Below are 22973 nucleotides of genomic sequence, written 5' to 3'. Positions count from 1 at the left end.
AATAAAACGATAACAAAAATGATATTACCAATAGTAGGATATGGCGATCCTGTACTGAGGAAAAAGTGCGAAGAGATAAGTAATGACTATCCTGAATTGAAGAAAGTTATTGCCGACATGTATGAAACAATGTATAACGCTTATGGTGTGGGGCTTGCAGCGCCACAGGTAGGTATGCCTATTAGGCTTTTTATTGTTGATACTAAGGCGTTTAGTGACGACGAAGATCTTAGTAAAGAAGAGCAAGAATTATTAGCAAACTTTTCTAAAACATTTATAAACCCTATTATAACCAAAGAAGAAGGAGAAGAATGGGGCTTTAACGAAGGTTGTCTTAGCATACCAGAGGTGCGCGAAGATGTATACCGTCAAGAAAAAATTACTATTGAGTATGTAGATGAAGACTATAAGAAACATACTGATGTTTATGATGGATTGATTGCTAGAGTAATACAGCATGAGTATGATCATGTAGAAGGAGTGCTGTTTACAGATAAGATATCATCATTAAAAAAACGCTTGATACAAAAGAAGCTTCAAAACATAATGGATGGCAAAACAAGACCTGATTATAAAATGAAATTTGCTGCCAAAAAAGGCAGATAATTTTTGTTTTTAACCTCAAAGATTAGATATTTGTCACCCTTATAAAAAACTGCATAAAATGAGTATAGAAAAAATATTAGCAATTTCCGGAAAACCGGGACTATATGCCTTGAAATTACAAACGCGTACAGGTTTTGTCGCAGAATCATTAATAGACGGAAAAAAAATAACTGTAGGACTACGTAGTAACGTGAGTCTTTTGTCAGAGATATCAGTTTATACTTATGGCGGCGAAGTACGTTTGTCTGAAGTTTTTACAGCTATAGCTGAGAAAGAAGACGATGGAGCTGCGATATCGCATAAAGAAGATAACGCAACATTGGTAGCTTATTTTCGTGAAGTAATGCCAGAATTTGACGAAGACAGAGTATATACTTCTGATATTAAAAAGATACTTAACTGGTATAATATGTTACAAGCAAAAGGTCTTGTATCTAAAGCATTACTGAAAGCTGATGAACCAACAGAGGCTCCTGTAGAAGAAGAAGCTCCTAAAACAGAAGAATAAAAATTATTATCTTACTAATAAAAAATCCTGCCGTTGCTTTTTAAGCGGCAGGATTTTTTATTTTTACAAAAAAACAAATGAATACTAGACAACAGCAACTCGACGCATTTAACAGGTTATTAGATATAATGGATGATCTTAGGGAGAAATGTCCTTGGGATAAAAAGCAGACATTACAAACTTTGCGCCATCTTACTATAGAAGAAACATATGAATTAGGCGATGCCATACTAAATAATGACCTACAAGAGGTAAAAAAAGAGTTGGGCGATGTATTATTACATATTGTTTTTTATTCGAAAATAGGCAGTGAAACGGGCGATTTTGATATTGCAGATGTAGCTAATGAGATATGTGATAAACTTATACACCGTCATCCGCATATTTATGGAGATGTTGTGGTAGAGAATGAAGAACAGGTAAAACAAAACTGGGAGAAACTGAAGTTGAAAGAGGGTAAAAAATCAGTACTAGAAGGTGTGCCTAAAAGTTTACCAGCATTAGTTAAAGCGAGTCGCATACAAGACAAAGCTAAGGGTGTAGGGTTTGATTGGGAAGAATCACACCAGGTGTGGGATAAAGTAGAAGAGGAGCTACAGGAGTTTCAAGATGAGGTACAGGGAGGTGATAAAGAAAAAATTGAAGCTGAGTTTGGCGATGTATTATTTTCTATGATAAACTATGCAAGGTTTTTAAATATTAACCCCGAAGATGCTTTAGAGCGTACTAATAAGAAGTTTATAAAACGTTTTCAATATCTTGAAAGCAAAGCCAATGAACTAGGTAAACCATTAGCAGATATGACGCTTGCCGAAATGGATGTATTTTGGAATGAAGCTAAAAAACTATAAATAAAAAAGCGACTTTTAAAGTCGCTTTTTTTATTATTCTACATTTCCTTGATTAAAATTCCTTATTTGGGTCAATTTTTCTTTCCAAGTTTTAAGATCTTCTTTATGACGTTCAATATTTTTATTGACTTCTTTTATAAAGGGATTATCTGCTTTAGCATTAGATATAAACTGGATATTATTTTCTAATTGTAATATCTCACTTTTTACCTCGTCAATTTTACGCATAATGAAAATTTGTTCATTTTCTAGTTTGCGAGAGTCTTCATTTTCAGCAAGGTGTTCTAGACGATTACTAAATTTAACCATCTCAGTCTCTTTTTTAGAAAGACTAAGTTTATCGAAAAGTGCATCTAGTATTTTATTAAACTTACCTTCTATATGTCTTCTTGCTTGTGGTACACGCCCTATGGCTTTCCAGTTATCTATATGTTGCTTAATAGCATCAAGATCGGTTTTATGGTCTCCTACAAGCTCAAAATCTTTTAGAGATTCAAGATACTCTTTCTTCTTTTCAAAAGCTTCTAGCTCATCTTTATTTGCTTCGTTACGATGTGCGTGTAACTTATCAAAATAATGGTTACAAGCTGCTTTAAACTCTTTCCATAATGAATCAGAATATTTTCTTGGAACATGACCAATTTTTTTCCACTCCTCTTGTATTTGTTTCATTACTTGAGTAGTGGCAGCATAGTCGTCACTATCTTTAAGAGATTGGGCTTTTTCTACAAGAGCCTGTTTTTTATTTAGATTCTCTTGTTGGTCTTTTTTTATCTCTTTATAAAAAGAGTTTTTAACACTGTTAAAATTTCTTACTGCTGCTTTAAAAGCCGCCCAAGTATCTTCATTTACTTCGATAGGTACTTTTCCTGCACTAAAAAATGCATTGCGAAGCGCTTCAATTTTTTGAATTTGTCCTTGCCAACCACTATGGTTTTTTACAGGCTCTTGGGCAATAGCATCTATTTGAGCTATAATATCTTTTTTCTTCTTTAAGTTTTCTTCCTCACGCTCTCTTATTGTAGCGTTAAATGCTTCGCGCTTATCATGAAGTTGTTTGGTTAAATCGCTAAAACGATTCCATATTTCTTCACGGTGTTCACGAGATACAGGTCCTATTTCTTCTTTCCACATTTTATGTAGCGATTGCAATTCGCGGAAAGCTTTCATAATATCTTTTTCTTCTAGTAACTCTTCAACACGCACAATAATCTTTTGCTTTTGCTCCAAATTATGTCTAAAATCCATGTCTCTAGTTTCTCTATCTAAATTCAAGTGGTCATAAAAACGCTCCATATGGAAATGGAAGTTGTTCCAAACATGGTTGTATTTATCCCTAGGTATAGGGCCAGCATTTTTCCACTTATCACGTAGTTCGCCTACATGTTTAAGAGCTTCTTTCATGCTCTCATCACTATCTACAAGGTTTTTTAGCTCCTCAATAATTGCAAGCCTATTTTCTAAGTTGCCTTTAAGGTCGTTTTGTATTTTTTTAAAGTGACTGTTTTTTCTGTCTTTATATTGATAGTAAATTTCATCAAATTTACTTTTTAGCGGAAAGTTATAATCAAACCCCGAAATATCGCCATCATTATTATGGCTATATTCTTCTTTTTTCTCTTCTAGGTCATGAGTATACTTCGCGTAAAATTCTTTTTTAATATCTTCTACATGATCCTTAACTAGCATTACTTTTTCAAAAACTACAAGCTTTTCAAGTTCAGCAGTAAGCTCTTCCATTGATAGCGCCTCATAATTCAGTTCAGGAAGTTCTTCTTTACCTGATGCCGAATCATCTTCGCCTTCTTCAGCATTACTTTCCTCAATAGCATCTACAGCAGTACGTTCTTTAGGTGCTTCTTGCTTTGTTTCATTTGTTCCTGTGTTCAATACTTCCTCGGGGGCAAAAGGCAATTGTCCCTCAGTTTGGTGTATCTTTTTTATATCTTCGATATCCTCAGGTACATCATTATTATCGACAGCTTTATTACTAGGCGAATACCCGTTTTCAAAAGTATCACCAGCTCCTGTAATCAATTCTCCATCTGCGTTTTGCAGGTTATCATTCTTTTCTTCTAACATTTTGTAAATGCTTAAGGTTTATACTGCTTTAATGCCGAAAGATAGTAAAGGCAACTTAAAATTCAAAGGAAAAGATTGATTTCCATAGAATTTGATATTTTTTTAATGTAAAAAGCATGAATTTGTTAATAGAGTAATTTCAGACTATTTTTTATTCCATATTTCCCAAGCCTTTTCTGCTTGATAAACAAGCATTTGCTCTCCATTTTTTATTTTTGCACCATTGTCTTTTGCTTTTCTTAAAAATGTAGTTTCCTCTGGGTTATAAACCAAGTCAAAAGCAATATGTTTTTCAGTAAAAAGGGTATAGTCAATATCAGGGCATTCTGTTATGTTAGGAAATGTACCTAATGGGGTAGTATTTATAATAATTTGATATTCATTAAAAACATTATAATCGATATCGTCATAACCAAAAACTACATCAGTACTGGTTCTAGATACAAAATCATATTCTATTTTTAATTTTCTTAGTGCAAAAGCCACTGCTTTAGATGCTCCGCCTGTACCTAATATTAATGCTTTTTGATGGTAGGCTTCTAGCATTGGTTTTAATACTTTACGAAAGCCATAATGGTCTGTATTATAACCTTTCAGTTTCTTTTTACCTACTGCAATAGTGTTTACTGCTCCTATAATTTTTGCATTTTTAGAAACATTGTCTAGTAGTGGTAGTATAGCCTCTTTGTAGGGTATAGTAACATTAAGTCCTTTGAGGTTTTTAGTATCTGAGACCACACTTTTAAATTGACTAATATCGTCAATGTCAAAATTTTTATAAATGTAATTGTCTAATTTCTTTTTGGTGAATTTTTTATTGAAATATCCTGCCGAAAATGAATAATCAATATTACGACCTACCAGTCCGAAAATCTTTTTTTTCTGTTTCATAGGTCTATTATTAATCACGTTTACGTATGGTTAAATAGTAGGGGATAACTACTTTTACTCTAACTAAATCACCGTTTACTTTGCCCGGTACCCAATTGGGCATTTTTTTCATAGCCTTTATGATTTCTTCTTTAAGTCCTTCACTTACTCTAGCGTTAATTCCACTCACATTAGAGTCAATATTACTTAGCCTACCATCTTTTTCTACTATAAAATGAATATATATACTTATTAGGTTTGCTTTTTTTCGCACTCCCGATGGTACCCAGAGTTTTTTATTGAAAATGGTATAAAACTCTTCTATACCATCGTTATAATAAGGGTATATATCTACATCTTTATAAGGGTATACAGTATTTATATTAGTCTTATTCTCATTATTTACTGGCTGTGGCACTGCAAATCGATCTTCGAGACTACCTTGTGCCATGGTGTTTATGGAAAAAAATATGAATAATGTAATTTGCAATAATCTCATGAAATAAAAAAAAACAGTAAAAATAGTATTTCTATTGTTTACTAAATTAGATAATTGTTGAAATTTTATATTAGCCTACCCTTTATTAAAACATGATCTGCCCGAAAATTTTTAGTTGTTTATAGGAAGTGAATAAGGAATTGTTACTTTTACTCTTACAGGCTGACCATTAACTTTTCCAGGTATCCAGTTTGGCATTTTTTTCATTTTCGTTATAATCGCTGTTTTTAGTTCATTTTCTTCATTAGATGAATACTGAATAAATAAACAACTTACACTACCAATTCTTCCTTTTTTGTCTAGTATGAATGATATGAACATTTCTAAAGAGCTTGCTTTGCTTCTTGTTCCTTTAGGAAGTAATATTTTTTCTGTTAAAAGTTTGTAAAAAGCCTCCATGCCATCATTATAATATGGCTTTATATCTACATCATCATATATGTAAACTCTTTTTTTCTTAACTTTTTTGGTAACTTCTTTATCTGTATTAGTATATGGTTGTGGCACAGCAAAGTGTTTTTCTAAATCACTTTGTGCCATAGTGTTTATGGAAAAAAATATAAAGAATGTAATTTGTAATAATTTCATGAAATAAAAATAAAAAACCCAATAAAAATAGTATTTCTATTATTTACTGGGTTAGCTAATTGTTAAAATTTTTATTTTGCGCTGTATTCTGCTAAAATATCTTTCACTATTTTTAAATCCCATACTGATGGAAAAAACTCTTCTATCATTACATGATTTTTATAATTAAGGCGTAAACCATTACTCAGGTGAAAAACCCCTTTTTCGTTTTCATTGCCCATAAAGTATAAACCTGCAAGACGATACTCTATTTGATATTCTTCAGGAAAATATTCTGTTGCTTGTAGCAGTGTTATAATAGCCGAGTCTCTTTCGCCTAAAAGGCGTAATGTATCTACCCAAAATAACCAAGTGTCTAGCTCATAATCGCCAAATTCTACAGCTTTACGGTAACCAGCCTCTGCTTCTTCATGATAATCTAGTTCTTTATTAATAACGGCATAGCGTTTCCAGTATAACTTATTTTCATTGTCTATACCAATAGCCTTATTTACATAGTATAATGCTTTCTGGAAGTTTTTGCGACGTATATAAAAATCAGTTATGGCTATCCAAGCTTTGTCTAGCAATGGATCTTCATGAACAGTTTTCTCATAAAACTCTATTGCTTTTTTGTGATTATCTAAACGCTCATAGCATTTACCAACACGTAGTAAAGCAAAAGATGTAGGGTCATCTAGCTCCATTGTCATGCCATAGCATTCTATAGCTTCTTGATATTTTTTAAGTTTTTCGAGCGTTTTTGCCTTTTCTAAAAAAGCCCCAAGAAAACTATCATCTATTAATGTGGCATAATCAAAAGCACGCAACGCTTGCTCATACTCTTTTAATGTATAATATTGCCTACCAAGTTGATGCCATGCTACTTCACTATATGGGTTTTTGTCTATAAAACCATTAAGAAAGTTTGCCGCCTCTTTATTTTGGTCTAAAAAATCAAAACAATATACCACGTTATATAATGCAGAATGGTCATCGGTATCCTCGTCTAGACATTTAATAAAACTATCTTTTGCCATTTCAAGGTTATCCATAAACAGGTATTCCATTCCTATTAAAGAATGTACATCGGCATAGTCGTCAGTATATTTTAACGCTATGTTTAAAAGTTCTACCGCTTTATCATGTTGATCGCGCTTAGAATGTATGTTTGCTTTTTGAATATAAATTTCTTCGTTGGTGGGTTCTATAGCATAGAGTTCATTTAAAAGTCGCTCTGCTATTTCGAGCTTATCATCAAAAACTAAAAGCTCTACTTCTACTAATTTTAAACCTGTTGACTTTGGGTGCTGTTCCAAGCCAAGTTTTAAGGCCTTTTTAGCTAAATTAATTTTTCCGATGTCGAGGTAATGAAGTATGATATCTTCAAACTCTTCGGAATCAAAGAACAAAACTTTGTTGGTTTTCAACATCGATTCGAACTTTTTTAAGGATAAACTGTGATCTTCTTCTTCGTGGCTCAAATGCATACTCCTTTTGTTTAAAATTATCCTTTTTAAAGTTACTTAATGTTTCGTTATAAAAGAATTTATTCTGTATTCTTTTGAACAATTTAATTAACAATTATTAGTGTTAATTATTTTATTGCTCGCTAAGAATTTCATTCATGACTTCAATAATAATGCCACATCCTATGTTGATTTCTTCTTCGGATATGGTTAGTGGTGGTGTAATCCTTATGGCGCAGCCTTCAAAAAGCAACCAAAATAAAATTAATCCTTTTTCCTGGCAACGAAGTATCACGCTATCAGTAATGGCAGGGCTGTTAGTCATGGCAGCAAGCATTAGTCCTTTACCGCGAACCTCTTTAATTAATGGATGCACTAATAGTTCTCGAAATAGTTTTTCTTTTTCTAATACCTGCGCCATAATGGCAGTTTCGGTAATTTCTTGTAATGTAGCTAGACATGCTGCTGCAATAACAGGGTGTCCGCCAAAAGTAGTAATATGCCCTAGTTTAGGATCGTGGCTCAATAAATCCATCATTTCTGCCGATGCTGTAAATGCACCTACAGGCATTCCGCCGCCCATACCTTTTCCCATTACAATTACATCAGGCACTACATTATAGTTTTCAAAACCAAATAGTTTACCTGTGCGTCCAAAGCCTGGTTGTATTTCGTCGAGTATCATTACTGTACCTGTTTCGTTACAGCGTTGTCTTACTTTTGTAAGGAAATCATTTTTCGACTCTATAAAGCCCGCACCACCTTGTATGGTTTCGAGTATAATACCAGCTGTTTTCTCTGTTATTTTTTGTAGGTCTTCTTCGTTGTTGAAGGTAATAAAATCGACATCAGATATTAATGGTCTAAATATTTGCTTACGCTCTTCAAACCCCATAACGCTCATACTACCCATTGTGTTACCATGATAGGCATTATTGCAGGATATAAGCTGGCTGCGCCCCGTTACCCTACGAGCTAGTTTTAATGCTCCTTCAACAGCTTCTGTGCCCGAGTTAGTAAGGTATGTTTTACTAAGTTGCGGGGGTAAATGTTCTGCTAATAATCTGCAAAATGCTGTGGCAGGATGTTGCGCATATTCGCCATATACCATTACGTGCGAATATTTATCGAGCTGGTCTTTTATGGCTTGGTTTACACGTGGGTGTTTATGTCCCAAGCTTGTTGCTGAAACTCCAGCAACAAAGTCTAAGTAAGCCTTGTTATTAGTATCATATATATACGAACCTTCGGCATGCGAAACTTCCATACCCAATGGATGGGGCGAAGTTTGTGCTTGGTATTTATAAAAATCGTTAATCATTAGTATGCTATATCACATTTATAGGAGTCAAAAACTACAGAAGCTAATAGTATAATTACTATTCAGTAGTAGTTTTTTGTTTCTTTATAGTAGGTTTTAGCTGTGGTTTTTTAGGATTGTTCTTGTCATAATCAAGCGTTTCCTGCATTATTTCCATTGGCTTGTCTTCTACCTTCTTCTCTTTTGTAGTTTTGTTTACTATCTGTTCATGAAGTTCTTTTTCTTCTGGCGGAAATATGTCTTCTTTACTTTTTATTTGTTCATCACCTCGCCATATAAACCCTCTTAGCTTTCTTACATTTTCAGGAAATTCAGCATCAGGGTACGATTGACTTTCGGGATTTTTAATAGAACGTATCGATTTTATTTGATTATCATTAAGTTTCATGTGTATTTTACTACTCACACCTTTATCAATACCTATTAGGTCTTCTTTATCATACATATAGAATATCTTTTCGGTATTTTTTATCAAGTCAACCTCATACAGTTTATTATCCTTAAACTTTCCGTACAAGTTTTGCCCTTTTACCTGATTGTATCCTGTTCCTAAGGTATCTTTCTGGATAATAAAAGCATTATTCAATACTTTAAGGGAGTCTATTTGTTCTGTTTTACTATTAGATATAAGGTGTATAACATCGCCAGTCATTTGGCTGTCGCCATTCCATACTACAGGGCGACCTATTAATTGCGTTAGCCCTCTTTCTTCATCAGAATGTATAGAGTCGCATTTACCGCTCATATCTGTTTTATAAAATCGAGCATTGTTATAGCCTCTCACCACGCGTTGCCCTTCCTTACCTGTTATTACTATTCTTTTGGCATGAGTATAAAGTGAGTCGGCTTCTACTAACGTAACTGCTACAGCATGCTTGGTTATAAATAAAGAATCTTTTTGTTTGTATACTTCGGCATAATGCCCTCTTACGTTATACTTGTTTACAGTATCGGTAACCTTTACATTATTAGTAGCCGATGAAAATTCTCTATTCCTGTCATAATATATACTATCGCCCTCTATTAGTTGAGTGTCATACTTAATGTAGGAGTTGGTGAGCAGGTGTGCAAAGTTTTTTTTGGTGTCATAAACACCTTTTTCGGTATAAATATAATTTTCCTTACTGGTAATGGTAGTAGGTCCAAAAACATAAGCGTGTCCTGAATTTGTATAATAATCTAAGTGATTAGATTTTAATATATATTTAGGATTAGTAAGCGTTACTGCTGTTAGAAATTGATATTTTTTTTGGTTGATGTAATACCTGCCTGATTTACTTTTTAACGTATTGTCTTCATTTACAATAGTTCCATAAGAATTGTAATAAGCTTGCTGTGATGCTCTATCAAAATACAGAGTGTCGGTAGTAAGACGCATATCGGGCGATTTCATTACTACGTCGCCACTGGCAAATGCAAAGTTTTTATTACCGTTATACTCGGCATATTCACTATTCATGTGTATGGTGTCGCCTTGAATGATGCGAACATCTCCAAAAAGCTTAGCATAATTTTCTTGTTCGAAAAGATAGGCTTTGTTGCACCATATAGTAGCACCGTTGTGCTCAAACTGTACATCACCTGTAAAAACGACAGCACCTGGTATCTCATTTTCATTACCATCAAGATGCTCAGTATCTATGAGGCGTATTTTTTTTTGTGCGTTTGCATTTATTGAACCAAATGCTATAAACAGTATTCCTATATATATAAGAAGTTTCTTCAAAGTATAAAAATTTGCTGCAAATTTACATAAAATACATTACAATGGGTTGTATTGCTTATAGCTAATAATAAACGAAATGACGCTCAAAAAATTACATAAAAAAAACGCTTTGAGACTCCAAAGCGTTTTTTTTGATTACTTGACTATTGTTTGTTTCCTATCAGGACCAACAGATATTACTTTTATTGGTACTTCTAGTTCTTTTTCAATAAATGCGATATATTCTTTAAACTCAGCAGGAAGTTCATCATAAGTACTCATTCCTGTCAGGTCAGCAGCCCAGCCTTTTTTCTCTACATATACCGGAGTTACATTCTCGGGCTCTATGTTATAAGGTAAATGGTCTATTTTTTCACCTTTATATTCATAAGCAGTACATACTTTTAGTGTATCAAAACCACTAAGTACATCACCTTTCATCATATACAGTTGGGTAACACCGTTAACTTGCACAGCATATTTTAAGGCAACAAGATCTAGCCATCCGCAACGTCTTGCACGCCCTGTAACAGCTCCAAACTCATTACCCACTTTAGCCATAGTAGCACCAACTTCATTAAAAAGCTCAGTAGGGAAGGGGCCACTACCCACACGAGTAGTATATGCCTTAAATATACCAAATACTTCTTTTACCCTGTTTGGGGCAATACCAAGACCTGTACAGGCTCCTGCAGCAGTAGTGGTAGATGAAGTTACAAATGGATATGTACCAAAATCAATATCTAGTAACGAACCTTGTGCACCTTCGGCAAGTATAGTTTTACCTGACTTCATGGCACTATTAAGGTATTCTTCACTGTCTATAAAAGTAAGTTCTTTTAAGGCTTTTATAGCGGTAAAAAACTCTTCTTCTAGCTCTTTAAGGTTGTATTGTAAGTCTACATCATAAAAAGCAATCATCGATTGATGTTTGTCTGCCAGTGCTCTGTAGCGCTCTTCAAAATCAGCTAGTTCAATATCGCCTACACGAATACCGTTTCTACCAGTTTTATCCATATAAGTAGGACCTATACCTTTTAGAGTAGAACCAATTTTGGCTTTACCTTTAGATGCTTCTGATGCAGCATCAAGTAAACGGTGTGTAGGTAATATAAGGTGTGCTTTTCTTGAAATAAGTAATCTTGACTTAATGTCGATATTAAATTTTTCAAGCCCTTCTAATTCTTTTTGGAAAACCACAGGATCCATTACAACCCCGTTACCAATAATATTTATCGATTTTTCATGAAAAATACCCGATGGTATAGTACGTAATACATGTTTTATACCGTCAAATTCAAGTGTGTGTCCTGCATTTGGACCTCCTTGAAAACGGGCAATAATATCATATTTAGCAGTAAGTACGTCAACAATTTTTCCTTTGCCTTCGTCTCCCCATTGTAGTCCGAGTAGTAAATCTACTGTCATTCCTGTATAGTTGTTTGTTTATATGTAGTTATTGTTTCATTCTAAAAACAAAAACCAATCCTTTGCAGGGTTGGTTTGCGTTATTGCAATTTGCCACAGTTGTTTAACTTTCTGTGGCAGGTTCTTGTTTTTTATTTCCGTAAAGGTACAAAGAGTGGTTGTGTATCTCGATACCAAAAATTTCTTCTATTGTTTTTTTTATCGACTGTATTCTTGGGTCGCAAAACTCAATCACCTCACCAGTATCAGTCATTATAATATGATCGTGCTGCTTATCAAAATATGATTTCTCGTAGTGCGATTGGTTTTGTCCAAATTGATGTCTTCTTACCAAGCCACAATCTAATAACAACTCTATAGTGTTATATAGTGTTGCACGGCTAACACGGTAGTTTTTATTTTTCATTTTTATGTACAACGACTCAATATCAAAATGTTCATGATTGTCGTATATCTCTTGAAGTATAGCATAACGCTCGGGCGTTTTTCTATGCCCTTTATCTTCTAGAAATTTAGTGAAGACATTTTTTACAATATCCTGATTTTTATTGTTATCCATATATTAATAGGTGTCAAAGTGCAAAGATAATCTAATTTTTTTGAAGTTAAAGTTTAGTTTGGCTTAATAACTCTTTGGTATAGTATTGTTTCGTTTCTCAGAAAAGGAAGTGTTACTATTTTAGAGTACCATTCATTATCAATTTCAGGATATTGATTTAATATTTTTTCTGTAAAATTTTTCCATGAACCATGCTCTTCACTAATTGTAATCCCTCCATCACTATCCCAAATTTCAAGCTTTATATCATCAATAGTCAACAAGTCTACTTTATAAGCAATTATTTTTGTAATGCGATTCCATGCAAATAATCGGTTAATATTTTTATATACATAAACAAACCCATAGTCTTTAAAATAAATGACAGACTCTTTATTCATATATTTTTAATTGTTCGAAACTCGTGTTACCTTATCTACTCCATCTATTTTTTTGATATTGTCAATCAATTTCTTTAAAATAGTGTTGTTTTGTACTATTACTGTTAGTTGCCCGTTAAATACACCTGCATTACCATTAAGCGATATGCTTTGTATGTTTACATGCATAATGTTAGATACTACTTTAGTAAGCTCATTAGTAAGTCCTAAAATGTCCATACCTGTAATTTTTAGCGTAGCTTTAAATTCTTCTTGTGAAGAGTCTATCCATTTTGCAGTTATTATACGGTAAGCATAGTTAGACTGTAACCTGATGGCATTTGGGCAATCTTTTTTATGTACTTTAATACCTTCATTTATAGTAATAAACCCAAAAACAGTATCACCTGGTATAGGGTTACAGCAGCTCGAGAGTTTATAATCTAGTTTGTCTTCGTTTTTACCAAATACAAGTAGGTCATAATTACGACTTATTTCTTCTTTATGTATTTGTTCTTGTGGTACATTTGGCGCACGCTTAATTTTGTTCTTAAAGAAGTTCATTAACGTGTTGCTCTTCATTGCAGCAAAATCTTTTAATTGCTGATTATCTATAGTACCTACACCTACACGATAAAAAAGATCTAGACTTGTTTTTAGTTTAAAATAGCTTACTAGCTCGTTTACTGTCGTTTCATTAAGAGTAACTTTTAAGTGACGTAGTTTTCTAGTAAGTAGCTCTTTACCTTCTTCGGCAATTTTTTTAGTGCTTTCGTTTAGTACATTTTTAATTTTATTTCGCGCTCGCGATGTAGTAACATATTCTAGCCAGTGGGGGCTCGGTTTTTGGTTTGACGATGTAATAACCTCTACTTGGTCGCCACTGTTAAGTACATGATTAAGCGGTACTAGTTTACCGTTTACACGAGTTCCGCGGGTGTGTATTCCTATTTCTGAGTGAATGCTAAAAGCAAAATCAAGTGAGGTTGCTCCTTTAGGTAACGATTTAATTTCGCCCTTTGGCGTAAATACATAAATTTCTTTGGCGTAAAGGTTTAGCTTAAAGTCTTCTACAAAATCTACAGCATTACTCGATGTATTTTCTAAGGCTTCCTTTAAAAGGTTTAACCATGTTTCGAGCCCGTGTTCTTCGCTATTGCCCTGTTTGTATTTATAGTGTGCAGCATACCCTTTTTCGGCTATTTCATCCATTCGTTCACTACGAACTTGTATTTCTACCCAACGTCCTTTAGGTCCCATTACTGTTATGTGGAGTGCCTCATATCCAGTAGATTTTGGCGATGATATCCAATCCCTAAGCCTGCTAGGGCTAGGGCGGTAATGATCTGTAACTATAGAGTATATCTTCCATGCAAGAAATTTTTCTTCCTGCTGGTTAGCTTTATAGATAATACGTAGCGCAAATTTATCGTACACCTCGTCAAAGCTAACGCCTTGGTTAAGCATTTTACGGCGTATGGAGTATATAGATTTTGGGCGCCCTTTTATAACATATTCTATACCTTCGCTATTAAGAGAACTTTTAAGCACGTCTGAAATAGATTTAATGTAAGCATCTTGCTCTTCTTTACTCTCTTTCATTTTGCTAAATATACTGTCATAAACAGCTGGTTCAGTATATTTAAGCCCCAGATCTTCAAGTTGATTTTTTATGTTATAAAGCCCCAATCGGTGTGCTAGAGGTGCATAAATATATAATGTTTCTGATGCTATCTTGGCTTGCTTATAATCTACCATAGATTCCATCGTTTGCATATTATGCAACCTGTCGGCTATTTTTATGAGTATAACCCTTACATCATCATTTAGGGTAAGCAACATTTTACGGAAATTCTCTGCCTGCATCGATATTTCCTTATCTGTTTTTACCTTGGCAATTTTAGTTAACCCTTCTACAATTTTAGCTATTTTAGGATTAAACATTTGCTCGATATCTTCAACAGTAATATCTGTATCTTCTACTACATCATGTAGTAGGGCGGCAGCTATAGAGGTTGCTCCAAGACCAATTTCTGAAGCTACAATTTTAGCCACAGCAATAGGATGGAAGATATAGGCTTCTCCCGATTTCCTGCGTTGGTCTTTATGCGCATCTACAGCAACGTCAAAAGCTTTTCGAATTAGCTTTTTGTCGTCTACACTAAGTGTTTGGTAACTAATGCGGAGTAACTCCTTATATTCTTTGGCTATTGCCTTATTTTCCTGCTCAAGATCTATTGTTGTCATATTCATGGTTCAATAGTCTAAAGTTATGTAAAAGATTTATGATTAACAATAACACTAGCCGTTATTATTATGATAAAATAAAAAAGCGGACAGGTATATACCTATCCGCTTTTTTCGATATAAAAAATTGCAATTATAGTCCTCCCGAAGCCGTTATTATTTCTCCTGTTACCCATGCAGAATCTTCTGAAGCAAGGAAAACAGCTACACGAGCTATATCATTAGGCTGCCCTGCGCGCGCCAGTGGAGTAGTGCTTATTATACTTGCTTCAAGTTCGCTACCTTTAATACCTGCAGTTTCTGTACCTTCAGTTTGTACTAGCCCTGGGGCAATAGCGTTTACACGGATGTTTTTTGGTGCAAGTTCTATAGCAAGTGCTTTGGTAATAGTGTCTATAGCTCCTTTTGTTCCTGAATATATACTAGAGTTTGCAGTTGGAGCTGTACTTACTACAGAGCTGATATTGATGATGTTTCCACCGCTTTCAGGGAAATGTTTTACAGCTTCTTTGGCAGCAAGTAATGATCCAAGTACATTGATGTTAAACTGAGTATATAGTTCTTCTGATGTAATTTCTTCAAGAGCTAAAAACTTATAAACACCTGCATTATTTACTAATATGTCCACCCCGCCCAATGCTTTTTTAGTTTCTTCAAAAATACGGATTACATCTTCTTGATTAGATACATCACCCTGAACGGCAAATGCTTTACCACCATCGGCAATAATTTGATTGACAACTATGTTAGCACCTTCTTTACTGTTAGCATAGTTTACAGCTACAGCTGCTCCTGCTGCTGCAAGACTTTTGGCAATTGCGCTACCAATTCCTTTTGAAGCCCCTGTTACAACAGCTACTTTTCCGTCTAATTTTAAATTCATTATTGATATATTTAAATTTATAAATATTTTTAAATGTAATTATTGTATATAATTACAGTACAATATTACAATAAAATAAATTAATGTATTTATATATTTAAATATATTTTTAACTTTTCAGTGACTTCAAAAAATCAATATATTCGGTAATTACCTCTTCGTTTATAGTATATTTTATACAGCGACCTTCTTTTTCAGAGAGAAGTAGCTCTGCATCCGTTAATTGTTTTATGTGATGGGAAATAGAAGGTTGTGCAAGATTTATAATCTCGCAAATATCAGCACACTGCATCCAGTTGTTGCGTTTTACTTCTTGTAATATTTTTAAGCGATTAGGGTCGCTTAATGCTTTAGAAATGCGCTCTATATCTTTAGATTTCATAATTATATTGAAAAATGCAAATTTATTGATTTATTGTTGTATTACCTAATTATAGACTATATGAGGGTTATATCACTACTATAAATCAGCCATATTGTTTGAGTAACTTTTTGTCAATACCTCGCCTTATTGCCAGTTGATATATACCGTTGGAAAATGGAGTGAGTAAATAAAAAAATGGATTTTTTAAATGAGTATCGCCCCATTTTAGTAATAAAGCAGCATGAAAAATATTTTTAGGGATTTGTCCTTTTGTGGTTCGCCTATCCTGAACAAGCCCAAAGAGAACTTTTATAAAATTTTCAAAATCTTCTTGCCCATTTCGTAGTATGATACGAAAAATGATATCTTCACTTGAAGCATTAAAAAACCGATGTACTGCACCTATGGGTACTAGTTTTGACTCTCCTGATTGTAAATGTAATATCTCTTTATTGTACCCTAAGCTTAGTGTACCTTGTACTGCTATAAACTCTTCTGTAAACCGAGTATGATAATGCATAGGGTTGCCGCCACCAGGTTTTAGGCATACTTCTAGTAATGAATAGTTACCTCCTGTTGTTGCCGAACTTTCTAGTATCTTAGTATATTCACCATTTACAGGATTGTAATATGTTTTTGATTTAGTCATTAATCGCAGGTAAAAATAATGGAATGCAGTTTATTATCTTTAAAATAAAAATCCCATTCATATTGTTCGGCTAAATCTCGAGGGAAAATAATTATTCTTTCAAATTCTATACCGCGTTCTTCGTCATAATAATCTTCTATGTATTGTGATTGCTCAGGGAAAGAGCGTTCAAAGCTATTAACGGTAGTGCTATGGTCAAACCAGTCATCATCTATAGCAAAATACATTCGCTTTCGCACCGAAAAATCGATGCTTCTGAACTTGAGCATCTCATTCTTTTTTTCGAAACATATTCCTTTATAGTAATAATATTGAGTAGCTACAGTATTTAAGTCAGGGCAGGTATCTACAATGACATCTATTATACTATCGGCTTTTTTGTATCTATTTTCAAATTCAGTAATAGTTATTGCGAGTTTTATTTTTTCGTTTATACTCGCTTCAACCCAATTAATACCCTCATTTTTTTGGGAGTATGCTGATAGTGTTAAAAGGATAAGAAAAAAGAAGAATAATTTAGATTGCATACTGCTGTACTATTTAATACTTTTTACAGATTAAAACCTCTTTGTCGTTTTGCTTCAAAAATAAGTATAGCCGCAGCTACTGATACATTCATTGAGTCGATTTCGCCATGCATAGGTATAATAATGTTTTGCTTTGCCGCATCGCGCCACTCTTGTGTTAGCCCTGTTGCCTCTGTACCTACTACTAGTGCAGTAGGTAGAGTATAATCCTGAACATGGTAAGATGTTGAGTTTTGCAATGTAGCACAGTAAATATTTATAGCATTGCTTTTAAGGTAGTCAATAACTTCTTCTGTAGCGCCTGTAGCAATATTGTTAGTAAATAAACACCCTACGCTAGAGCGTATTATATTAGGGTTGTATAAATCGCCTTTTGGGTTGGCTATAATAACGGCATCTACACCCGCAGCATCGGCAGTACGTAGTAATGCGCCTATATTACCAGGTTTTTCGGGAGCTTCGGCTACTACAACAAGCGGGTTTTTGCCTAATTGTAATGTGCCAAGACTAAGCTCCTTTGATTTTGCAACAGCAATAACGCCTTCGGTAGTATCACGGTAGGCTAGTTTTTGATATATTTCTTTCGATATTTCAATATACTCTGCTGTTCGTCCTGCTAGTTGTCTTACTTCTACCTCACTTAGCAACTCTGGTACAAATAGTACTGTTTCTATTTCATAGCCACCTTTTGTGGCAAGCATAATTTCGCGTTGCCCTTCTATTAAAAAAGTACCCGATTGTTTGCGGGCTTTTGCTTTATCTTGTAGTTGTACAAGTTGTTTTATATAAGGATTTTGTATACTGGTAATTTGTTTCAAATTAGTTATTCTTACGATTGTTTGTAATTAAATATTTTTAAAGATACTTGTTTCTTTACTTCTATAAAGCTCCTAAAGTTTAAAGGGAATTCGAGTAATACATGACCAAGACTTAATATGTAAAGCCATTTTAACCCCGTTTTATAGTTGTAAAGGTACAGTAAAACAGAAATTATCCAGATTGCAATAATAAAAATTAGGTTTCTTTTTTTTGTATTGTGCCACTGTATAATTGAGGTCTTAGAAAACCAATTGAGGTAATGATATGTGTAAGCAAAAGCAATAAATCGCATAACTCTAACACCATTATCAGAAAAAAACAATGTTAAATCACCCTCTTTTATATAAGAAGTATTGGTGTAGCTAGTACGGATATCATCTACATGAATAAAGCTAAAGAACCGCATGAGTATTCTATTAATGTTTCGGAAGCTTGAATAATTACCATAAATATATTCTGAGATGCTGGAGAAACTGAAAGTAGGGGGGATTAGAAAGGTTACTACTGAGCAGGCAATAAATGTAATGAGTGATAATAAAGCTACACTACTATTAGAGCGTAATGCACCTACCAAGATAAACATTCCCGTAAATATAAATACATGTACTATAGTGGGGAGTAATATAGAAAAGATTATCCTGAAATGTTCGCGAAAGAAATAGAAAAGCACTCCGCCTAAAATAACACAGCTAATTACTGTGATAAGCTTTTTGCCTATACTTTTAAATAGTACCATCGATAAAGAAGCTCCAAAAGTGATAAATATTAAAATAGGTATAATAAACTTGTATTTTGAGTGAAAGAATACAAGTAAGCCTACTGCCAATATAAAGACAATGATACCTAGATAATCATATTTATGACTGGTAAAGTATTGCTTTTTATGCAACCAGTTTATCTCTGTGAGGTAGTGTAAAGGACCTAGTATGGCATATACAAAAAGAAAAAGCTCAAACGGCAGTAAAATAGCGGGGAGTAATGCTACAAACATTAGTCCTATATTTAATTTATCTATATATGCCGTATTGCGTTGCGCCATACTTATTCATGATTAATATAAATTTAGAGTATTCCTCTTGCTTTAATTTCGAGATATTTGTTAATACTGTCTATAGTCAGGTTCTCGGGCTTGGTTAATACCGAATATATGCCATATTTTTTTAGCTCATTTACGATAAGTCTTTTTTCAAAGGCAAATTTTTCTGCAATCACTTGGTCATATACTTCTTGTATATTATCAGCTTTTTTATTGATAAGTTCCTCAAGTTCTGTGTTTTCAAAAAACACGACTACCAGTAAGTGACTTTTGGCTATTCCTTTCAGGTATGGTAATTGTCTGTTAAGTCCGTCTAATGTTTCAAAATTGGTATATAGTAATATTAAGCTTCGTTGCGTGATATTCTTCTTAATATCAGCATACAGCCTGCTATAATCGCTCTCAAAAAAGTCAGTTTTAATATTGTATAGGTTTTCCAGTATTCGCTGCATTTGCGAAGTACGCCTTTCGGCAGCCACACGGTTCTCTATCTTTTTAGAAAAAGCAAACATTCCTGCTTTGTCCTGTTTTTTTAAGATAACATTACTAAGTACTAAAGTAGCGTTTATAGCATAATCTAGTAAGCTAAGTCCTTCAAACGGCATTTTCATAACCCTACCTTTATCTATAGCCATATATACGCTTTGCGATTTCTCATCCTGAAACTGGTTTACCATCAATTGGTTTTTCTTGGCGGTAGCCTTCCAGTTTATGGTACGTATGTCATCGCCCGATACATATTCTTTAATTTGTTCAAACTCCATAGTATGCCCCAATTTCCTTATTTTTTTCAGTCCATACTGAAATAATTGGTTAGAAAAAGCAATAAGGTCATACTTGCGTAGCTGTATGTAGGATGGGTAGGTAGGTACCATTTCCCCTTCGCCAGAAATAAACCTACGAGAAACTAAGTGCAGGGGAGAGGCAACATATATATTGAGCCTACCAAAGTAATACTCACCACGCTCTAAAGGACGCAAGGTGTACTGAAAATTGTCGTTACTATTTGCTTTTATTTTTCGCTTTATATTAAAGTCACGTATTTGAAATTGTATAGGTATTTCATCTATAACCTTTACATTAATTGCAAAAGAATAGCTGTTTTCTATTTTTATTGTAACGCTATTATTGTCGCCGTTAGAAAATTTTTCGACCGTTTCTCTTGATGCTTTTAATTTTTGGTTACTAACAAAAAGTAGCAATATATCTATAAACACAAAGGCTAAATATATATATACTAATAGCCACATTGCGTTATATAGCACAGGAAAAAAATAAGCCATAATAAATCCTGCTATAATGCCCGAAACCACATAGAAAAAGAAATTGTTGAGATATATGCTCTTAAAAAACTTCATTAACGAGGTATTTCTACAGTATCAATTATTTGCTTTATTATTTCTGGGCTTGCAACTCCTTCCATTTCACGTTCTGGCGCTACCACTACACGGTGTTGTAATACAGGTATGGCAGCGTCTTTAATATCCTCTGGGGTTACAAAGTCTCTACCTCTTAATGCTGCATAACCTTTTGCTGCATTTAGTATCGCGATAGAAGCACGAGGTGATGCGCCTAAATATAAAAATACATTTTCGCGCGTGTTAGTTACAATCTTAGCGATATACTCAAGTAGCTGAGGCTCTATAACAATTTGTTTTACTAATGCTTGATATTTAATTATATCTTGTTGCGAAAATATAGCTTTTATATCTTGAAGTTTGTTTTTGTCTTGTAGTACATTCTCTCTTTGTAGTATAGCTACTTCCTCTTCAAGGTTAGGATAATCGATAGTAATTTTGAATAAAAAACGATCAAGTTGTGCTTCGGGTAGTCGGTATGTACCTTCTTGTTCTATAGGGTTTTGTGTGGCAATGGTTAAAAAAGGAGCTTCCATTTGATAGGTTGCACCTTCTACGGTTATTTGGCGTTCCTCCATTACCTCAAACAATGCAGCTTGTGTTTTGGCAGGAGCACGGTTAATCTCATCAATTAATATAAAATTAGAGAATATAGGTCCTTTTTTAAAATCGAAAGTAGATTTAGACATATCAAATACCGATGTACCTAAGATATCCGAAGGCATAAGATCTGGTGTAAATTGTATTCTGCTAAAATCGAGCGATAATGTTTTAGAAAGTAACTTCGCAGTAATGGTTTTTGCCACACCCGGTACACCTTCTAGTAATACATGCCCATTGGCAAGTATTGCTACTAAAAGCTGATCGATCATTTTATGTTGTCCTACAATTACCGAGTTTATCTCTTGTTTTATTGCCACAATACTATTTTGCAATGCTTCGAGATCTAACCGTGACTGAAAGTTGAGGTTATCACTTTCCTGTTCGTTAGTTACGGGACTAGTTGAATCTATATTTATATGCTCCGTATTTTGCCCTTCTGGGTTAGTGTTTTCCGAATTATTGTTTTCAAATTCTGTCATAATCGTAGTTTTTCGATTGCTTTATTTATGGCTATTACTTCTGCTTCAGTGCTTTCAAACTGATGCCTATATTTTTTGATTAAATGTACTGCTTTTTCAATATCCTCAACGGGTTTGCCTGTTTTTAGGTGCGTTTTTTCGATAAATGCCTCGTCCAGAGTGTGGGTTTCTATAAGATAATCTGTCCGCATTTTTTCTAGAAAATAAATAATTTTCTTTTCGATTATAGTATGATGGTTACCTTCTTGATAATAGAGGTTACCTATCGTTTTTGCAAAATCTACTGTGGTATTTCTAACGGGGGGTATTTCTGGTACAATACGCTGTTTTCGTTTGGCATTAAATATCATAAAAATTAATATGGCTATTAACCCTATATAATATGCCGATTTAAACCCAGGCTGACTTAGCAAGTATCGTAATGATGATCCTGAAAGACGCTCATTATAGCCAGTATTCCAGTAAATGTTATCCTCTGGTATATAAGATAGTACACTTTGGGTATACTCATAATAATTATCTTTAAGCAAGTAAAAATTACTAAATGTTGCAGGTTGTGTATGCAGTAAGAAACTACCGTTGCCATAGGGAACGCGTATATAGTTAGCTTGTTTTTTATCAAAGTATTCTTGATAACCTAAAACGGTTGTAGTAAGTGTGTCGATACTAGAGAAGTGGGTGAAACCAACTCCTTCGTCAAAATAGTATTTTGTAGGTTTTGAAGTTGATTTAGCGATATATACGCTAAGTGAATCTTTAAAGTAATAGCTTGTTTCAGTCGTTACTTTTAGTGTATCTAGTAACACTTGCGGAAACGATTTCATACTCATGAAAACCGTATTTCCATACTCGGCATAGTACATTAGCTCTGCTATCGATTCTTCGTCAATTTCATTCTTTTCGCTAATGTTTATAAATGTACCTTTTGCAGTATAATCTTTAACGTCATAATCATAATTTGTGTCAAGAAATTCATAGGGCGTTATGTTGAATTTTTCTACTTCCTGCCCTTCAAATAATGCGTCTATTTCTTTATCAAACACATAAAGTCCTAAAGGTTTTTTGTCTTTTATTTTATAACTAGGAGTCCAGTCTATAGGTTTTGGTTTAGCAGCATCAATAGCTATTATTGCTCCTATTAAGACAACAAGTAATACGATATATAGGGTGAGTTGTTTGTTCAT

Annotated in this window: 23 protein-coding genes; 3 read left to right on the top strand and 20 right to left on the bottom strand. The window is 33.9% G+C overall.

The genetic code is table 11. The features are described 5' to 3' along the window. The first annotated feature begins 18 nt into the window (after positions 1 to 18). The 3 genes from def to mazG all read left to right on the top strand — a co-directional run bounded on the left by def (position 19) and on the right by mazG (position 1965). On the top strand, positions 19 to 606 hold the full coding sequence (def, locus tag DVK85_RS12330) for a peptide deformylase (protein WP_206501535.1): 588 nt from the start codon (positions 19 to 21) through the stop codon (positions 604 to 606). A gap of 58 nt (positions 607 to 664) precedes the next feature. After that, complete coding sequence (locus DVK85_RS12325; protein ID WP_114678731.1) at positions 665 to 1114, top strand: DUF5606 family protein; 450 nt, start codon at positions 665 to 667, stop codon at positions 1112 to 1114. Positions 1115 to 1191: 77 nt separating this feature from the next. Next, complete coding sequence (gene mazG, locus DVK85_RS12320) at positions 1192 to 1965, top strand: nucleoside triphosphate pyrophosphohydrolase (RefSeq protein WP_114678730.1); 774 nt, start codon at positions 1192 to 1194, stop codon at positions 1963 to 1965. Positions 1966 to 1998: 33 nt separating this feature from the next. Here mazG and DVK85_RS12315 read toward each other — a convergent pair whose 3' ends face one another. From DVK85_RS12315 to DVK85_RS12220, 20 genes are all read right to left on the bottom strand, one after another. After that, positions 1999 to 4047, bottom strand: coding sequence for a DUF349 domain-containing protein (locus DVK85_RS12315; RefSeq protein WP_114678729.1), 2049 nt, complete (start codon positions 4045 to 4047; stop codon positions 1999 to 2001). Between the two features lie 144 nt (positions 4048 to 4191). Continuing rightward, entirely contained in the window at positions 4192 to 4938 is a 747-nt protein-coding gene (locus DVK85_RS12310; RefSeq protein WP_114678728.1) for a shikimate dehydrogenase family protein, read from the bottom strand. Between the two features lie 10 nt (positions 4939 to 4948). Continuing rightward, the gene (locus DVK85_RS12305) at positions 4949 to 5368 is read right to left on the bottom strand and encodes an energy transducer TonB (protein ID WP_127960592.1); all 420 of its coding nucleotides are present in this window, start codon (positions 5366 to 5368) and stop codon (positions 4949 to 4951) included. A 159-nt stretch (positions 5369 to 5527) separates the two neighbouring features. Next, positions 5528 to 6004 carry an energy transducer TonB gene (locus DVK85_RS12300; protein ID WP_114678726.1) on the bottom strand — a complete coding sequence of 159 codons (477 nt, stop codon included), beginning with the start codon at positions 6002 to 6004 and terminating at the stop codon, positions 5528 to 5530. Between the two features lie 71 nt (positions 6005 to 6075). Further along, the gene (locus DVK85_RS12295; protein ID WP_114678725.1) at positions 6076 to 7473 is read right to left on the bottom strand and encodes a tetratricopeptide repeat protein; all 1398 of its coding nucleotides are present in this window, start codon (positions 7471 to 7473) and stop codon (positions 6076 to 6078) included. 112 nt (positions 7474 to 7585) lie between these two features. Further along, positions 7586 to 8773, bottom strand: a complete 1188-nt coding sequence (locus tag DVK85_RS12290) for an aspartate aminotransferase family protein (RefSeq protein WP_114678724.1) — start codon at positions 8771 to 8773, stop codon at positions 7586 to 7588. 58 nt (positions 8774 to 8831) lie between these two features. After that, on the bottom strand, positions 8832 to 10499 hold the full coding sequence (locus tag DVK85_RS12285; protein WP_114678723.1) for an OstA-like protein: 1668 nt from the start codon (positions 10497 to 10499) through the stop codon (positions 8832 to 8834). A 135-nt stretch (positions 10500 to 10634) separates the two neighbouring features. Beyond that, entirely contained in the window at positions 10635 to 11906 is a 1272-nt protein-coding gene (locus DVK85_RS12280) for an adenylosuccinate synthase (protein WP_114678722.1), read from the bottom strand. Positions 11907 to 12009: 103 nt separating this feature from the next. Then, positions 12010 to 12465 (bottom strand): Fur family transcriptional regulator, encoded by a 456-nt coding sequence (locus DVK85_RS12275; protein ID WP_114678721.1) that lies wholly within the window; start codon positions 12463 to 12465, stop codon positions 12010 to 12012. A gap of 53 nt (positions 12466 to 12518) precedes the next feature. Beyond that, a complete protein-coding gene (locus DVK85_RS12270; RefSeq protein ID WP_114678720.1) occupies positions 12519 to 12845 on the bottom strand; it encodes a hypothetical protein in 327 nt (108 codons plus the stop codon). Between the two features lie 6 nt (positions 12846 to 12851). After that, positions 12852 to 15071, bottom strand: coding sequence for a RelA/SpoT family protein (locus tag DVK85_RS12265; protein ID WP_114678719.1), 2220 nt, complete (start codon positions 15069 to 15071; stop codon positions 12852 to 12854). Between the two features lie 133 nt (positions 15072 to 15204). Then, on the bottom strand, positions 15205 to 15954 hold the full coding sequence (locus DVK85_RS12260) for an SDR family NAD(P)-dependent oxidoreductase (RefSeq protein ID WP_114678718.1): 750 nt from the start codon (positions 15952 to 15954) through the stop codon (positions 15205 to 15207). A 109-nt stretch (positions 15955 to 16063) separates the two neighbouring features. Continuing rightward, a complete protein-coding gene (locus DVK85_RS12255) occupies positions 16064 to 16336 on the bottom strand; it encodes an ArsR/SmtB family transcription factor (RefSeq protein ID WP_114678717.1) in 273 nt (90 codons plus the stop codon). 85 nt (positions 16337 to 16421) lie between these two features. Then, positions 16422 to 16967, bottom strand: a complete 546-nt coding sequence (locus tag DVK85_RS12250; protein WP_114678716.1) for a cupin domain-containing protein — start codon at positions 16965 to 16967, stop codon at positions 16422 to 16424. Continuing rightward, complete coding sequence (locus tag DVK85_RS12245; protein WP_114678715.1) at positions 16967 to 17494, bottom strand: hypothetical protein; 528 nt, start codon at positions 17492 to 17494, stop codon at positions 16967 to 16969. Before DVK85_RS12245 ends, DVK85_RS12250 begins: the two co-directional genes overlap by 1 nt. Positions 17495 to 17517: 23 nt before the next feature. Then, positions 17518 to 18312: a TrmH family RNA methyltransferase gene (locus tag DVK85_RS12240; protein ID WP_114678714.1), complete on the bottom strand. Its 795-nt coding sequence runs from the start codon at positions 18310 to 18312 to the stop codon at positions 17518 to 17520. 11 nt (positions 18313 to 18323) lie between these two features. After that, positions 18324 to 19352: a hypothetical protein gene (locus tag DVK85_RS12235; RefSeq protein ID WP_114678713.1), complete on the bottom strand. Its 1029-nt coding sequence runs from the start codon at positions 19350 to 19352 to the stop codon at positions 18324 to 18326. 23 nt (positions 19353 to 19375) lie between these two features. Continuing rightward, positions 19376 to 20707 carry a DUF58 domain-containing protein gene (locus tag DVK85_RS12230; protein ID WP_114678712.1) on the bottom strand — a complete coding sequence of 444 codons (1332 nt, stop codon included), beginning with the start codon at positions 20705 to 20707 and terminating at the stop codon, positions 19376 to 19378. Then, on the bottom strand, positions 20707 to 21789 hold the full coding sequence (locus DVK85_RS12225; protein WP_114678711.1) for an AAA family ATPase: 1083 nt from the start codon (positions 21787 to 21789) through the stop codon (positions 20707 to 20709). Before DVK85_RS12225 ends, DVK85_RS12230 begins: the two co-directional genes overlap by 1 nt. Next, entirely contained in the window at positions 21786 to 22973 is a 1188-nt protein-coding gene (locus DVK85_RS12220) for a DUF4350 domain-containing protein (RefSeq protein ID WP_114678710.1), read from the bottom strand. Before DVK85_RS12220 ends, DVK85_RS12225 begins: the two co-directional genes overlap by 4 nt.

The sequence above is a fragment of the Flavobacterium arcticum genome (assembly GCF_003344925.1).
GTDB lineage: Bacteria > Bacteroidota > Bacteroidia > Flavobacteriales > Flavobacteriaceae > Flavobacterium > Flavobacterium arcticum.
The sequence above is the reverse complement of the archived record's forward strand: the minus strand, read 5'-3'. Positions and strand labels throughout refer to the sequence as shown.